We start from the raw sequence: 15398 nt of genomic DNA, 5'->3' as shown, positions 1-15398 counted from the left end.
TCCCTTTGCATCTCATCAGAAGGAGTAGGTAGCGTCCAGACGAGAGAAGATGCGACCTTCACCCTGGAACGGGTTGCGGAACAGCAGGTCTTCTGCGACAGTAACGTCGATCTTCAGCTTTTCTTCGATGTTGATACCGAAGCCGAAGCCAACATGGTCGTCATTGGAGCCATCAGCAAGAGGATTGGTGGTGAAGAAGGAACCATCGTCCTTGCAAACGCCGTTACCCTTGTGCTTGCCCTTTTCAGCAACTTCGCATTCGGTGTACAGGATAGACTTCTGACCGCCAACGCGGATCACGAACCAATCCCACCAGATGTTACGTTCAATACCGAAGCTGATCTTGCCGCCGATATCAGAACGCTTGTCCCATTCAGGATCGTCTTCGTAGCGAGAGTCATAGACCCAAGCCTTCTTGTCGTTGCTGTAATAGTAGTCATGAGCCTTCAGCTGATTCCAGATGAAGTCAACACCCATCCAGAAGAAACCGCGGTCCATAGCGACGTTAATACCGAGACCGCCCTGAGCACGCTTGTCATCGATACCCGGAGCCTGAGCAAGTTTCATAGAGACTGCAGGAACCAGTTCGCCGTCAATTGCTTCGAGAGTGAAGAATGCACGAGCCTTAGCCAAGAAGGTAAAGTCACCATTTTCGAAGAAGTCATAGTGACCCGGGCCATACTGAACACGAGCCAAACCGAAAGAAGCTTCGTAAGAAGTACCACCGGAAGTCTGGATATTCAAGCCACCGTCAGCCTGAACGACAGAAGCATGAGCTTCAGTATCCGGCTGATAAGTACCGCTTTCATCCAGATCGCCACCATCCTGGTGAGCGATGTAAATGTGCAAGCCCCATGCATCACCGCTAGAGAAGGTGCCGCCAAGGAAACCGTCAAAGTTGGTCACGGTTTCAGGAACCTTGTAGAAAGCATTGTCGCCTTCCTGCACATAAGCAGGCAGGTACATAGCCAAGTCAGTGTTGATACGGCCAAAAAGGCCACCGATCGTGAACTTCGGATCCGGATTGTTGTCATCGCCGAAAGAAACCGCGAAGATGCCACCGAAGGTCGGGTGCTGAGGATCATGATTGCCACCTGCGGTAACGTTCATGTCGGTATAGGCACCGAAGCCACCGATCAAATAGTTGGAATAAAGATTTGCATTAGCAGCATTATCAAAAATGCTCACATCATCCATAATGTAAGTGGTATTCTTACCCATGGATTCTACACGAGCATAAGTTGCAAAGGCGGAACCAACGCCAAAGACACCAACAGCGGCGCCAACAACAGCAGCAGTTCTTAAGTTCATTATAAAACTCCTCTTGAAATTTCTGCAATAAAGTTAGTTTTATTAAACGTAAAACGCAATAAAAATTTAAACAATTGCGTTTTTTTTGCCCCCTTTAAGTCTTTTTCGCCCAATAGCATAAAGGAAAAAAGGCCCAGACCTTGCAGTCTGGACCTTTTTCAATCTCTACTGAAATATCTTCAGAAAAAGAATTATTCAGAGAAGGTGAACGGAATCGTCACAGTGGTGTTACCGGACTTAACCTTGCTGAACTTCCAACGGCTAACAGCGGTCTTGATTTCACCATCAAATTCGCCGAAACCAGTGGTAGAAGAAGCAATGGAGATGCTGATAACTTCGCCGCCCGGAGCGATCGTGAACTTCAAGGTAACCTTACCCTGGAATCCCGGTTTCTTCTTCAGGAACTTGTTATAGATGTGACGGAGACCCGGAGTACGCTGACGGACAACCTTCATGATGTCTGCAGCAGAACGGGAACCACCACCAGCGCCCATATCGATATCACGTTCAGACGGAGTCTTGATAGAGCCCTTAGACTTAGTAGCGATACCACCGCCACCACCGCCAAGGAGGCCTGCAAGACCGTCACCGATACCACCGGAACCGCCTTCAGCGTAACCTTCGTTAAAGCCACCATCAGCCTTACCGCGACGGCCACCGAGAACAGTCTTACCAGTAGTCTGGAGACCTGCAACGTCCTTCAGCACCTTATCGATGTCCTTAGAGAACTTCTGGTTCTTCATAAGGTCGTAGGCACCAGCACTTGCATTCTTGGTCTGAGCAGTGAGGAGCTTGAGCACGCCACGAGTCTGGGGAGCGTTGGGCTGACCCTTACCACGGGGCTTACCACCGCCACCAGCCTTCTTACGAGGCTTCTTGGGTTCTTCCTTCTTCTTCTCTTCCTTCTTCTCTTCCTTCTTTTCTTCGATGGTCATAGAAGCAGTAAGATCAGCAGCTGCGGAGTCATCGAACACGACTTCATCCACAACCTGTTCGTACATGGAAGCCCAAAGGCATATTGCCAAAGCGACAACCAGAGAGATACCTGCGATGGCACCCATCTTCTTATCGGATTCCGGCATCAGGGACGCTACTAACGGATCAATAGCAGGAGCTGCCTTTTTAGTCTTTGCCATATGTTATTCCTCCCCGCCGTTCTTTTCCATCACGGCGAATGCAATATTGGTGTAACCGGCAAAGCCACAAGTAGCCATAACCTTATACATTGCATCGTAAGGGATGTTCTTGTCAATCTGCACAACAATGTGACCGGCTTCGTCGGCAGGCAGGCCCTGCTTGAGGGCATGTTCCTGTTCAACAGCGCGGCGTTCCTTCAGCACAGAGTCCACCTGAGCAACCAGGAGGTCTTCCTGCTTCAAGACGTCGTCGGTCGGGATAATCTTAGCGTTATCAACGATCACATAGTTTGCGTCAACCACGACAGTCAGAGAAACTTCCTTCGGCTGCACACGAGAGGTGGAAACCGGAAGAATCAAGTTTTCTGCCTGAGTCAAGAGCTGACCTTCTGCGTCCATGTTCTTAATCATGAACACCAGAATAATGGTCATCATGTCCATCATGGACGTAATTGAGAACGGGACTTCTTCACCGTATTTACGACTTTTTCTAGCCATGATTAACCTCCCAACTTAGCAAGATTGATCTTGCTGAAACCGGCTTCTTTAGCACGGTCCATAAGTTGAATGATCTTGTCAAACTGAGTATCATCGTTAGCAACGATAATAATATTGTCCACGTCATCAAGGTCGATGAACTGAGTATGAATCTGGATAAGGTCCTTAGCAATCAGATCATATGCAGACAGCGGGTAGATCATGTTCTTTGCAGCCACATCCGGTTTCAGCTTACGAGCAGAGTTCGGAGTGAGGGTAGCAAGATCAGCACCTGCGCCCGGCTTCCTCAGAGTAGACGGCGGATTCAGACCAAGAGCGCCTTCACCCGGAGCCATGAGGAAATTGTTGTTACCATCTACGTATGCACTGTCAGCAACGGCTTCTTCAGCAGTACCGCCGTTGGTGTAAACAGCCCACATAACCTTACCGGGATCTTCTTCAGATTCCTTATTGATAGCCCAAAGTTCGATGCTCTCGATTTCATAGAGATACTTCTCTACGTTCATCTCGGATCCATCCTTACACTTAGGACCATGACCGCTTTCGACAGCTGCCTTAACATCATCCGGAGAATGGGTAATCAGCTTAGCATCGGACTTGCAACGGAACGTCCACATTTCCTTGAAGTAGACATTCGGCTGGAAACCACCGCGAGCACCAATAACGAGGTACTTGTCGGTAATAGCCAGAGACAAGTTCAAAGCCTGCTGGTCCGGTTCCGGAGGTGTATCGTTGTCCATCTGCATCATGGAACGTTCCGGCAGATTGACTTCAACGATAGCCAGCTTGGAGAAGGCAGCCATAGACAACAGCATAGGAATCAGAATCGTGAACAAGCCCATGGCCGGCAACAGATCCGGTTCTTCAGGCTTTGCTGGTTTCTTAAGTTGTCTTGACATATTTTAAACTCCAGTTAATTATTAATCCTAGGCGATTAAGCGAGGGAGTTGATAATCTTGAGGCCCTTTTCTTCCATTTCCTGGATAAGGCGTTCGGAGTTCATGTTCAGGAGGCCAACGATGACCAGAAGAGGCACTGCAGAGAGAAGGCCCAGGAGAGTGGTACCCATAGCGATAGCAATACCGTCAGAAAGAGCCTTAGCACGTTCAGAAGCCGGCTTGTTAGCAACAGCGTCGAAGGTGAAGATCAGACCGTAAATGGTACCCATAAGTCCGAGCAAGGTAGAGATGGAAGCCATAACGGAGATGATGGAAACGTAGCGAGTCAGACGGGGAGCTTCGGTCAGGAACACTGCATCGCAAGCAGCAGTCATGGTTTCGCGGCCACCGTTACGGGTAGAAACGATTGCAGCCATAACGCGAGCGATGGGGAGCTTGGTAGCATTGGCGAGGCTCAGAGCCTGATCATACTGCTGAGAAGAGATCAGCTTACCGAAATCAGCGAGGAACTTTGCACGACCCTTAGAGCTCTTGAGCAAGACGTAGACAAAACGTTCGATGGAGAAACCAAGGCCGATCAGGAAGACGACCAAGATGATCCACATGAACTGCCAACCATCGGATTCAGGGCTGAAGGATTGAAGCATTTTAGACATTAGAGTACTCCTTTATTGAGTGTTTTGGTTTATTTTGAAAAATCTTTGTTCATATTTAATTTTTTTTGAGAAATATGGGACAATAATTGGGTAAAACTTAGTTTACCGAGTAAAAAACGCCATTTTTCTCAAATAAAATAGGGGGAACCCTATGAACAAGGTTCCCCGTAAATTTGTTTTTACCGCTAGTAGCCGGCTTCGTCAGCGTCAGCAGCACCTGCAGCAGCACCAGCACCGGTAGTCGTCGGAACCGGAGAAAGCTTCTTCTTCAATTCAGCAAGTTCAGCCATCAGCTTTTCTCTTTCAGCCTTAGCTTCCTTGATGATATCGCGGTAAGTAGCAATCTGTTCTTCCGGAGTCATGACTTCGGACTTGGAAATCTGTTCGATACGAGCCTTGGTCTTGAAGTAGGCAGGATCAGAGAACAGAGTAGACGGGTCAAACTTTTCGATCTTGGTGTTGAGAGCTTCGTCGTTTTCGTCGAGGCTCTTGAGCAATTCGAACAGCTTGGCAGTCCACTGGTTGTCGATACCATAGTGGGCAGAGGCCTTAATACCGGTAGCGCACTGGGGCTTAGCAAGATCCTTAGCACCTTCAGAACGGGTATTCAGTTCTTCACGGTATGCTTCGAGGTCTTCATGCACAGCTTCAACAGCGTCTTCCTTAGCCATACCTTCGTATTCCACGTATTCCTTCACGATGGAGGCGGAGTCCGGGAGCGGAGAGTTAGCAAAGGCATCGGCAACTTCAACGAAGACTGCGCAACCCTGGTAGTACATTTCGATATAGCCTTCTTCAGCTTCGATCACGTCCTGGTTGTAGAAGCCCTGGTCGCGAGCGAGGTCGATGTTCTTCTGGAAGATGGGACGTGCCTGTTCGTAGTAGCTGGGCAGCTGCTGAACAATACCGATACGTTCTGCAAAGCGTTCGTCTTCCTTCTTGCCGTTCAGTTCCTGTTCACGGATCTTAGCAGCCATGGTGACGAAGAGCATACCCATACGGTTGGTAGCACGGAAGGTCCAGCGTTCAGATGCGTAGGTTGCAGACTTGGAGTAGTGACCCATAGCCTTCTGGAGGATGTCCACCAGCTGCTTGATGATCTTAGCCTTTTCCTTATCCTTACCCTTCAGGACGATGGGTTCCATCTTCTTGTATTCATGTTCACCGAGGTAGTAGGCAGCTTCAGCAGGAACACCCGGATCAGCGTTCTTGATCTGAAGACCGAACTTATCGTAGTTCTTCAAAGTTGCATCGTAGTCAGCAATGGCCTTGTCTTCTTCCTTCAGTTCCATGTAAGCACGAGCGGCACCGATGTAAGCAGCAATCAGCTTTTCCTTGTCTTCGGTGTACAGCTTGATGAAGGTGTGGTATTCCTTAGCAGCCAGATCCCACTTCTTTGCGTTAGCATAAGCCATGGGGATAGAGAATGCTGCATCCAGAGCGTAGGAGCTCTTCGGGTAATCACGGACCAGGTCCTTGTTACAACGGATAGCTTCATCAACCATCTTGGCTTCGTCATAGCTCAAGCATGCGCTATAGAGGTAACCCGGAGTACGTTCATCCTTCGGATAACGCTTGTAGGCGATTTCGTAGGTGACAGCAGCGGACTTCTTATCAGCGATGGAGTCATAGACCTGAGCAGCAGAACCGATAGCCATGAATGCCATGGAATCCTGCGGGAAGTTGTTGGTGATGAACAAATAGGTCTGAGCGGCATTACGGTACATCTGATCGTAGTACTTCTTGTCGTTCTTCTTAGTTGCAGCTTCCTTCTTGTAAGCGTCACCAGCACGGACAATGCCCTTAATGGTGAGCGGAGAAGAAGCATACTGCTTGGGCAGCATCATGAAGGTTTCAGAAGCCTTGGTGAACTGCTTTGCGGATTCATATGCAACTGCAGCTTCGAACACAGCCTTATCAGCAATGTCGATGAGCGGGTAGCGCTTCACGAGAGCCAGGTAAGCCTGAGCACCCTTTTCGAACTGACCCTGCTTTACACTCTGTTCAGCCATCTGGAAGAGAACGTAAGCGATAGCCTTTTCGATTTCCTTGGCCATGGAGTCATTTCTGGTTTCCTTGACCTTGGTGTACTGAACAAAGAGCCATTCGAATTCCTTCAGAGCGTCATCCAGCTGGCTGGATTCCAGGAGGGACTGAGCCAACATACGGCTGATGAGCAAGATGTACTGATGGTTGGGGAACTTCTGCTTCAGATCGCGGAGCACCACAACTGCAGTCTTGAACTGCTTTGCATCATAATGAACGATAGATGCGTTGTAAGCGAGTTCTGCGGCTTCCTTGTACTGACCGAACTTAGCCATGTACTTATCCACCTGAGCGAAGTAAGCCTTGGTTTCTTCGGACTTGTAAGCCTTGACAGCGTCATCGCCATACTTGTTCTTCTTGGCAGTTTCGCGAGACTGATCCATCATGAGCACGGCGTTATAGGCTGCTTCTTCCTTCTTCAGGAGAGCTTCAGAACCCATGGGACGACGGCCATAACGGGTAGTATCAGTGTCAACGATCCAGTTGAACATCTTAGCAGCGTTAGCATACTGAGCCATTTCCTGGTAAACGAGGGCCAAGTTGATGTGGACCTTGTATTCATCCCAGGTCGGTTCCTTCTTGTAGCGAGCCAAGAATGCTTCGTAAGCCTTGATAGCTTCTGCATACTGCTTCTTACCGGCTTCCAAGTCACCTTCCTTAGTGAGCTTAGCAGCGCGAGCGTGGTGGTACTGCGGAATGTCGAGCATAGCGCCACGGATTGCAGTTTCAGCGTTCTTCACAGATTCCGGATACTTCTGGTTCTTCTTGTACCAGGAAGAGTTACGGTCATAACGCTTCACGACAGTGTAACGATGCTTCTGAGCTTCTTCAAACTTCTGCTGGATGATCAAGATTTCGATCATAGCGATGTCAGCCAGAGGAGCGTCGATATAGTCGGGGTTGATGCTCATCAAGCGCTTGAAGGACTGGACAGCTTCTTCGTTACGGTCATGGTCCTTATTCTTCATACCGATACGGTAGTAGACGGAATCCTTGAACGGAACCTTCTTGTCCTTCAAGAAAGCTTCAGCTTCCTGGACACCACCACCTTCCAAGTCAGAGAAGGAGGCTGCCATGAAGTCCATAGCTTCTGCGCGCAAGTCAGCAGGGTATTTACCCTTGTCAGCGCCAATGATGTATTCAAAGTACTTGATAGCTGCAGTTTCGTATTCTGCAGTGTTATAGTAAGATTCTGCCAAGTGGTACATGGCAAGTGCGGCTTCCTTACCGGTCAGGTTGTCGAAGCCAGTCACCTTCTTATAAGCATTGATAGCGTCACGGAACTTACGGTTCATGAAGTGGTATTCCGCAATACGGAGCCAAGCCTTCGGAACGAGACCGTTATCCGGGAACTTTTCAACAAGACGCATACGAAGCTTGTAAGCCTTGTCGTCTTCGCCAGAAGCTTCCTGCACTGCAGCAGCCTGGTAAATCACGGTCGGGGTCTTGCTTTCGTTGGGATACTTGTCGATGTATTCCAGGAAGTAACCCAAGGACTTCTGGTGGTCGGCCTTGGGGAGCTGATCGATGTTAGCGCACTTAGCCGGCTTGTTATCGCGGTCTGCGCACCATGCAACATCTTCTTCATACTGGGCATTTTTGTCCAGGAAGAGCTTTTCTTCCAACTGGAACTGGTAATGACCCAACTGCTGGAGAGCAGAAGCGCAACGGGCATTCTGCTTACCCTTACAGTTATTAACCTGTTTTTCCCACTGAGCGATAGCCTGACGCATACCGTCTTCATCAAGGCCACCAGAACGGCAAGCCTGAGCTGCCTGGTTCTTAATAACCTTGTAGGAACTTGCACACTGTTCGTAGCCAGAGTTGCCCTTACCAATGGACTTACACTTGGCCATCATCTTTTTTGCTTCGGCGGTCTTTTCCTTACAAGGATCAGATGCTGCAATGGAATTTCCAGCAAGGGAGCAAATAATTGCTGAAACAAGCAAAAGTTTTTTCATCGTTCTCTTATCCACCTATGATATCATCATAGAAAAGGGAAGAACCCGGATTACTCCAGGTCCTCCAGTTCATCAAGTTCCTGCTGAGCTTCCTGAGATACACCAGCACCCTGACCCATCTTGGTCTTAACGGTTGCCAAAGTAAAGCCAGCATCATCAAGAATACGCTTACGGTTGGATTCGAAGCGGTCACTCTGGATTGCTCTCTGGTTGAATGCAGCGTAGTCTTCGATAGCTGCATTAGCCTTATCAAAGCTGGGCTTGAGAGCTTCACGCTTGCTTTCCACACGGGGAGTGGGCAGCTGGCGAGCGAGGTCAAGAGCCTTAACCTGCACAGAGTCGAAATCATCCTGCATAGCTTCGTATGCCTGGCGAGCGCTATCACGGGCAGCCACAGAAACAACCGGCTGTTCAGTGCGCTTTTCAGCCTGTTCGAGAGCCTTGACAGCACCGTTGTAGTCCTTCTTCATGAAGTGGCAGTAACCAATCACGAGGTAGGCTTCAGAAACCAGGAAGGATTCCGGGAGGTTGCTGACGATCCACTGAGCGGGCTTCATAGCTTCATTCGGCTTGTTAACCTTGAGGAAGGACCATGCAATGCCGAGCATAGCTTCGTCGTACACCGGAGAACCGGGCTGGACCTGACCATACATCTGAGCAGCAGCACCGATGTCAGCCTTTTCGCCAGAGAAGAACAAGTGGCCGAGCTTCACACGAGCAGCATCCTGCAGGTCGCGTTCAGACTGGTTGGAAACCGGCTGTTCGGTAATGTCGCGGAAGCAGTTTTCAGCTTCGTCGAACTTGCCGAGACGGCTGTATGCGATACCCATGGTATAGCGAGCATAGAAGTAGTTGGCGTTACCCGGAAGAATTGCAGCGAGCAGGTCGACAGATTCCTGATAGAGACCCTGTTCGAACTTGATCTGGCCTGCAACGTAGTCAGCGTCAGCCTTAACGTCGCTTTCACCGAACTTCTGAGCAATTGCCTGATACTTAGCCATAGCGTCAGTGTACTTGCCTTCCTTATAGTCGATGTTCATCAACTGGAAGTGGTACTTGGCGCGTTGGTCACTCTGCGGATAGCGCTTGATAGCGTCTTCGTACACAGACTTTGCAGCCTTGTGCATACGGAGGTTTTCAAAGGACTTTGCCTTGTAGAAAGCAGCCTGGTCAACAAGGTGGAATGCGGGGTACTTGGTCTGAACCTTACCGAAAGCATAAGCAGCTTCGAGGAACTGACGGTTCAAGTAGAGACGCATTGCTGCACGGTAGTCGTTTTCAGGTTCGATCTTCAAGCGGCGATAACGTTCTTCACCAATCTTTTCTTCGCGGGTGTCACCGAAGCGAGAAGTAATCTTCACGGCCCAGATGAAACCACGATTCTTCTTGGCATAGAGGTCATCGTGAGACATTTCCAGATCCAAAGCCAGGTAACGGAAGATGCTAACATCCTTAACGTTAACGGTGGCACCTGCAACCGGGTAGCCTTCCTTAGTAAAGCGGAGGCGGACACCGAGATGAGAGGACAGGTAATAAGTCAAGGTGAAGCTCATTTCCGGGTTCACACCGTCACCACCTTCGGTATCGGAGTGGAACACGTCGATGAGGGAAATTTCAGCCTTCGCTTCGAGAGAGCGGTTGAGACCGCGGTAGAAGAAGGAAAGGTTCAGGTTGCTGGGGATGTTGTAGGCATCATCGCGATCGCCACCGAAGAAACCCGGAGCGACGAAGCTGCCACCATCTTCTTCCATGCTGATGCCCGGCTGAGCCAGGTTCTGCAGGGCCACACCTACCAAGAGGTAGCCATACTTAGAAGAAGCAAGGGGATTCCAGCTAACACCCACGTCAGCACCGACGGTCAAGTGCTTGACATCGTCGAACTGGTTGATGTAAAGAACGGAAACGTCGATACCCAGAGCAACACACTGCATCAGGTTGTAAGCATAGCCGAGCAACCAGGAGTATTCACCATAGGACTTACCGCCATCAATGGAAGCACCGTTTTCGAAGAAAGACAGGCCCAAAGTGTGCTTGTAATCCATGGGGAAGGTCAAGCTGACGTATTCCTGAGAAGCTTCACCACTGATGGAGCTGAAGAAAGCTGCGCTGAATTCCAGCTGTTCAGTTTCTGCAATTCCTGCCGGGTTGACGTACATGGCGGTATTGCCACCGAATTCTGCAAACCAGTCATTCTGCTGATACTTATGCGGAGAATAAGTGGCTTCTGCAAACAGAGAAGTGCTGGCTACTGTGAGTCCGAGGACTGCGGTTTTAATAAAACTAGAACGCATCACTTACTCCTTTACTTAATATCCGTGCGGATGAACTCGATACGACGGTTCTGAGCACGACCTTCCGGTGTCTTGTTGGATGCGACAGGCTTGGTGTCACCCATACCGTCGGTGACCATACGGCTTTCGTTAATACCCTTTTCTACAAGGAAGTTCTTAACGGCGGCAGCGCGATCTGCGGAAAGCTGCTTGTTCTTGTCTTTGTTACCAACGTTATCTGTATGACCGACGATTTCAAACGTTGCTTCGGTGAAGGTTTCCATAATGTCGACAACCTTCATCAGAGAGATGTAGGAATCCGGAGTAATCGTAGCCTTACCAGATTCGAAGTTAACACCTTCAAGGACGAACACCTTCTTAGGCGGCTGGGGAACTTCATCCGGGCAACCATCTTCGTCCTTGTAGCTGTTGAGAGTTTCAGCCTGTTCGGGGCAGAGGTCAACGCCCTTACAGACGTGAGCGAAGTTGGCCAGCATACCCTTAGCTTCTACCCACGGGTCGCAGAGACCGTCGCGGTCGTTATCTGCATCCGGGCAGCCATCGTCGTCCTGGAAGCCGTCGAAGTCTTCAGCTTCTTCGGGGCAGTTGTCGAGGCCGGTGCAGACAGAAGCATACTTGTCGGAGAAGCCTTCTTCGGAAACCCACGGATCGCAGAGGCCATCGCCATCGGTATCCGGATTACGAGTTTCTTCAACAGCTTCTTCTTCCTTCACCAGTTCGGCAGCAGTCAGACCGATGTCCAGCTTGCCCTTACCGCGCTTCAGCATCGGAGAGGTGGACTGGCAGTAGAAGTTCGGCTTGGAGAGCGAAGGATTCATGAACTTCGGATCCAAGGAAACGTTAGTGCGGTTCACCTTGATGAACTGGTTGAACGGATAGTAGTTCTTGTAGATGTTGTTGTATTCCACCTTGGTCTGGCCGGCAGCGGGGTCGGCGAACACACCGTAGTAGTGGTTTTCCATGAAGATGTTGTTGCGGGCAATCACGTTGGTCGGGCCCTTGAGAGCGAGACCGGAGTAGCCGTTACGGAGCACAACGTTCTGTTCGATATAAGCGTCGAGGGACTTAGCACCCCAGGCCAGAATGCCGGACCAGCGGTTGCCGTACACCACGTTATTACGAAGATGCGGGAGGGAAATGAAAGCACCGATACCGGTTGCCTTGTTATCCATCACGTAGCAGTGATGAATGTAGGGGGCTGCGTTTTCGCACAGAATACCTTCGAGGCCGTTCTTCACAGTGAAGTGAGACATTTCGGCGCCAGAAGTACCCATGACGGTCGGACCGCGACGGCCACCATCGATGATGGTAGTGAGCGGGTCCTCGCCCTTAAGCACAACGCCCATCACCAAGGTGATGTTTTCGTTGTAAGTACCGCGTTTGACGAGGATGGTATCCCCGGCATCTGCATTACCGAGTGCGTCTGCAATCTTCTGGTAGTCGCCAGGCACGTTGATATTCTTTGCCATGGCGGTTCCAGTCAAGAGCATAGCCCCGGCCGTGATCAAGACCAGTTTCTTTAGGGTCATACTGCTACGTTTCTCCAATCATAGAACACATAAAATTCATGCATCTATACTACCCCCAATGGGGCAAGTATAAAATTCAAATGGGAATATACCTTCAAAAACGCCATTAGTCAAACGATTTTCGCAAAAATGGGCAAAATTATCGTAAAAATATTGTGATAGTGGTCGCATTTGAAGTTTTCCCAGGTCAATCGTCGGCTTCCGGTTCGTCCTTTTCGCCGTCCTTCTTCGCCCCCTGGATGGAGACGCGAATCTCTTGGCAGGTTTTCTTTATGTCCTGCAACACTTTACGAGCTCTTGTACCAGCGGACTTATTGCCGCGCTGGAACTTCTCGTACTCGCGCTTAAAGTTCTCGACTTCCTGTTCAAGATCGTTCACTAAACTCATAAGCAAACTCCAAAAAAAAGATGCTGTAGGGAAAATAATTAAAGTTTTTTCTAAAAATTCGCCATTTTGTAAAATTAAGTTCACATTAACATAATATTACAATAAAACGAAACCCTTCAACAACTTATAAACCACGTACCAACGTCCACAAATGATCCAGGGCGGCCTGGCCGCGTTCCCCGACATTTTCGGAGAAGTCATTGACAAACATCCTGATGTGGGCTTCCATGACAGAATCGTCCTCGATCTGAGCCTTTTCGCTGATAAAATCGGTGATGAGCGTATCACGGGAGCGGGCCATTTGCAGACTCTTCCGGATTTCACTTTCAACCAGTTTAACGGTCTCGGGTCCGAGTTCCCTTCGCGCCAGCGCAATTCCCAGGGGGATCGGGGTTCCAGTTTCCTGTTCCCAGAAGGCACCAAGATCCTGCAACAGGAACAGACCGTCCCTTTTCCAGGTAAAACGATGTTCGTGGATGACAACGCCCTGAGGAGCCTCCTTGGAGCGCAAGGAACGATAGACTTGGTCGAATAGGGCGTATCGCAGGTCTGCGGGGACGTTCCGGGTTCGGGAATGCCAGAAACGGAACAGCAAGGCGGCCGTGGTGTCGCAACCGGGCAAGGTTACCGGCAGGGAATCGTCAAAGGACTCCCCCACTGCGGAAAGGAGCAGAGGTCCGCATCCATAGCCGATAGCGCCGCCACAGCCCAGGCAGACATAATCCTTTTCCACCTTGGGGTAAACCTGGGCGCTCACCTTGGCCACGTCCAGTTCGCCACGGCGGACCATTTCGTTCAGGGTCTGGACATCGGCAAAATGGACGTCCCAGTCAAAAGGGGAACCTTCAAGGCCCTTTACCAGGGCTTCGTAAATGTAGGTGTCATTGGGGCAGGAAGAAATTCCGAGAGAAAGTCGCATAAGAGATGAGGGGTGAGAGACGAGATACAAGATATGAATTACTAATTAAACAGCTAGCGTTTCCATCCTGCGAACCCCCTTTAGCCGTTTCGCTTCAACCTTTTCGCTTTACGCTAAAATGGTTGCGCGCAGTTTTTCTAGGGCTTCCCTGGATTTCCACTGGCTCTTGTCACGGGATGTGGCAAAGTTGCTAACGGCGCGGATCTGGAAAGCGGGAATCTGGAATTTTTCGCAGACCGCGAAACAGGCGATGCCTTCCATGGACTCTACGTCGCAATCCAGTTTCTGGGAACGCAAAATGGAGGTACATTCCGTACCGGTGCAGCAATTTACGGTTGCGCCTCTGACAGATTTCAGGCTGGAAACAATGTTGCGGATGGATTCCGGAGCCTGTTTGGGAGAAGCGGCGTGACGAGCTTTCGCCCAGGAACTAAAGGAACCGTCCTGTTCCTCGCAGCCGTAATCGCCCAGCAAGTCTTCGTCGACACGGACCACGTCAAGAAGGTTCAGACAACGGTTCGGATATGCGCCACAAATACCGACGTTGACTACTGCAGAAATGGCAATGTTAGTTTGTCTACACTCAAGGAGGATGCTTGTCAGACCAACAGAAAAATCCAGGGCACCGACGTCAAGTACGCAGGCGTAGGCACCGCCGGGAAATTCATCGATAGGGATCAGCTTATTGACAGCGTCGGGATATTCTGCGGACGCCTTGGGGAAGACCGCCGAAAATTCCATAGCTGTAGCAAAGGCAAACAAGGGTACATTTTCAAAGGCGGGCTTTTCCATAATCACTCCAGTTTTTCTACGGCTTCGGCCAGGGACGCCTGCAGTTCCGACACACGTTCCAGCTTAAGATTCCAGGGACGATCCGTTTCGCAACGGGCTGCGGCGACTGCGGTGGCAAGAACCAGACTGTCTTCGAAAGACATGCCCTGGGTATCTGCGTACAGCCAACCGGCAAAGAAGGAATCACCTGCACCAACGCTGTTCTTGACCTGAATTGTAGGCGGCTGGATCTGGACTCCCTGGAACTTTCCTTCTAAAAGTCTGAAGGCTCGTACCGGAGATTCCTCATCCGTAACCACAAGGTTCTTGATCGGCAGACGTTCCAAAACCGCCGTGGCGGACATCTTCCAGAACTGGGGGCTGGACATGACCAGGGGAATTCCCATTCGTTCGCACAACTTGCAGTATTCCTGCATGTTGATCTTCAGCAGTTCCACGCCCTTGGCAAGCCAGGCATCGATGTCTTCTACGGCATCCACAAAAATTTTTTTGCCGGTAAAATCCAGGGAATTGATCTTATTGACATCAAAGCCCTTGGGGAACGTTCCACAAAGGGCCACACGCTGGGTGGAGTCCCAGTAGTCGTTCAGGTTCTGCAGGAAATCATCGTTCTCGGATTCGGTCAGAACGGGAGAGGGCTCAATCAGCTCCGTAGATTCACCAGCACTGACGATGGTGGTACAGATTCGGGTCGGTTCCTTGATCCACACCGGGGCCTGCTGAACACCGCAAGCGGAAAGTTCATCAAAGATGTGCGAACCGTTCTGGTCGCCAAGGAAATGCATCAGAAGAGCCGAACCGCCCAGCAGCTGCAGGACGCGGCCACAGTTGATGCCCTTGCCCGAGGCGTATTCCTCTACCTTGGAAATACGATGTACCTCGCCAGGAGTAAACTTGTCCAGGAAGAACAAGCGCTGCCAGGCGGGATTCAAACCGAGGATGAGAATTTCTTGAGCCATACCCAAACCCTTA

12 protein-coding genes are annotated in these 15398 nt (G+C 50.2%); all 12 read right to left on the bottom strand.

Annotated elements, in window-relative coordinates:
• Nucleotides 1-15: 15 nt before the first annotated feature.
• Complete coding sequence (locus BUB38_RS06075) at nucleotides 16-1311, bottom strand: S1 domain-containing protein (protein ID WP_073158603.1); 1296 nt, start codon at nucleotides 1309-1311, stop codon at nucleotides 16-18.
• 191 nt (nucleotides 1312-1502) lie between these two features.
• Nucleotides 1503-2447 carry an AgmX/PglI C-terminal domain-containing protein gene (locus BUB38_RS06070; protein WP_073158600.1) on the bottom strand — a complete coding sequence of 315 codons (945 nt, stop codon included), beginning with the start codon at nucleotides 2445-2447 and terminating at the stop codon, nucleotides 1503-1505.
• Nucleotides 2448-2450: 3 nt separating this feature from the next.
• Nucleotides 2451-2945, bottom strand: coding sequence for an ExbD/TolR family protein (locus tag BUB38_RS06065; RefSeq protein ID WP_073158597.1), 495 nt, complete (start codon nucleotides 2943-2945; stop codon nucleotides 2451-2453).
• A 2-nt stretch (nucleotides 2946-2947) separates the two neighbouring features.
• Nucleotides 2948-3844, bottom strand: a complete 897-nt coding sequence (locus BUB38_RS06060) for an ExbD/TolR family protein (protein WP_073158587.1) — start codon at nucleotides 3842-3844, stop codon at nucleotides 2948-2950.
• A 35-nt stretch (nucleotides 3845-3879) separates the two neighbouring features.
• Nucleotides 3880-4500 (bottom strand): MotA/TolQ/ExbB proton channel family protein, encoded by a 621-nt coding sequence (locus BUB38_RS06055; protein WP_073158584.1) that lies wholly within the window; start codon nucleotides 4498-4500, stop codon nucleotides 3880-3882.
• Between the two features lie 185 nt (nucleotides 4501-4685).
• Nucleotides 4686-8507, bottom strand: a complete 3822-nt coding sequence (locus tag BUB38_RS06050) for a tetratricopeptide repeat protein (RefSeq protein WP_249269421.1) — start codon at nucleotides 8505-8507, stop codon at nucleotides 4686-4688.
• A gap of 50 nt (nucleotides 8508-8557) precedes the next feature.
• Entirely contained in the window at nucleotides 8558-10798 is a 2241-nt protein-coding gene (locus BUB38_RS06045) for a tetratricopeptide repeat protein (RefSeq protein WP_249269422.1), read from the bottom strand.
• Nucleotides 10799-10809: 11 nt separating this feature from the next.
• Nucleotides 10810-12327, bottom strand: coding sequence for an OmpA family protein (locus BUB38_RS06040; RefSeq protein ID WP_249269423.1), 1518 nt, complete (start codon nucleotides 12325-12327; stop codon nucleotides 10810-10812).
• A 187-nt stretch (nucleotides 12328-12514) separates the two neighbouring features.
• Nucleotides 12515-12715 (bottom strand): hypothetical protein, encoded by a 201-nt coding sequence (locus tag BUB38_RS06035; RefSeq protein WP_073158531.1) that lies wholly within the window; start codon nucleotides 12713-12715, stop codon nucleotides 12515-12517.
• 124 nt (nucleotides 12716-12839) lie between these two features.
• Nucleotides 12840-13634 (bottom strand): 1,4-dihydroxy-6-naphthoate synthase, encoded by a 795-nt coding sequence (locus BUB38_RS06030; RefSeq protein ID WP_073158921.1) that lies wholly within the window; start codon nucleotides 13632-13634, stop codon nucleotides 12840-12842.
• Nucleotides 13635-13742: 108 nt separating this feature from the next.
• Nucleotides 13743-14426 carry a phosphorylase family protein gene (locus BUB38_RS06025; protein ID WP_073158528.1) on the bottom strand — a complete coding sequence of 228 codons (684 nt, stop codon included), beginning with the start codon at nucleotides 14424-14426 and terminating at the stop codon, nucleotides 13743-13745.
• A 2-nt stretch (nucleotides 14427-14428) separates the two neighbouring features.
• On the bottom strand, nucleotides 14429-15385 hold the full coding sequence (locus BUB38_RS06020) for a 1-phosphofructokinase family hexose kinase (protein WP_073158526.1): 957 nt from the start codon (nucleotides 15383-15385) through the stop codon (nucleotides 14429-14431).
• Nucleotides 15386-15398: the final 13 nt, after the last annotated feature.

This window comes from Fibrobacter sp. UWH5 (assembly GCF_900142505.1).
Taxonomy (GTDB): domain Bacteria; phylum Fibrobacterota; class Fibrobacteria; order Fibrobacterales; family Fibrobacteraceae; genus Fibrobacter.
Note: the sequence above shows the minus strand (reverse complement) of the source record. Positions and strands in the feature narration are given on the sequence as shown.

Coding starts and splice junctions, on each gene's coding strand:
- BUB38_RS06075 (WP_073158603.1), bottom strand. CDS start 1,311: ATGAACTTAAGAACTGCTGCTGTTGTTGGCGCCGCTGTTGGTGTCTTT.
- BUB38_RS06070 (WP_073158600.1), bottom strand. CDS start 2,447: ATGGCAAAGACTAAAAAGGCAGCTCCTGCTATTGATCCGTTAGTAGCG.
- BUB38_RS06065 (WP_073158597.1), bottom strand. CDS start 2,945: ATGGCTAGAAAAAGTCGTAAATACGGTGAAGAAGTCCCGTTCTCAATT.
- BUB38_RS06060 (WP_073158587.1), bottom strand. CDS start 3,844: ATGTCAAGACAACTTAAGAAACCAGCAAAGCCTGAAGAACCGGATCTG.
- BUB38_RS06055 (WP_073158584.1), bottom strand. CDS start 4,500: ATGTCTAAAATGCTTCAATCCTTCAGCCCTGAATCCGATGGTTGGCAG.
- BUB38_RS06050 (WP_249269421.1), bottom strand. CDS start 8,507: ATGAAAAAACTTTTGCTTGTTTCAGCAATTATTTGCTCCCTTGCTGGA.
- BUB38_RS06045 (WP_249269422.1), bottom strand. CDS start 10,798: ATGCGTTCTAGTTTTATTAAAACCGCAGTCCTCGGACTCACAGTAGCC.
- BUB38_RS06040 (WP_249269423.1), bottom strand. CDS start 12,327: ATGACCCTAAAGAAACTGGTCTTGATCACGGCCGGGGCTATGCTCTTG.
- BUB38_RS06035 (WP_073158531.1), bottom strand. CDS start 12,715: ATGAGTTTAGTGAACGATCTTGAACAGGAAGTCGAGAACTTTAAGCGC.
- BUB38_RS06030 (WP_073158921.1), bottom strand. CDS start 13,634: ATGCGACTTTCTCTCGGAATTTCTTCCTGCCCCAATGACACCTACATT.
- BUB38_RS06025 (WP_073158528.1), bottom strand. CDS start 14,426: ATGGAAAAGCCCGCCTTTGAAAATGTACCCTTGTTTGCCTTTGCTACA.
- BUB38_RS06020 (WP_073158526.1), bottom strand. CDS start 15,385: ATGGCTCAAGAAATTCTCATCCTCGGTTTGAATCCCGCCTGGCAGCGC.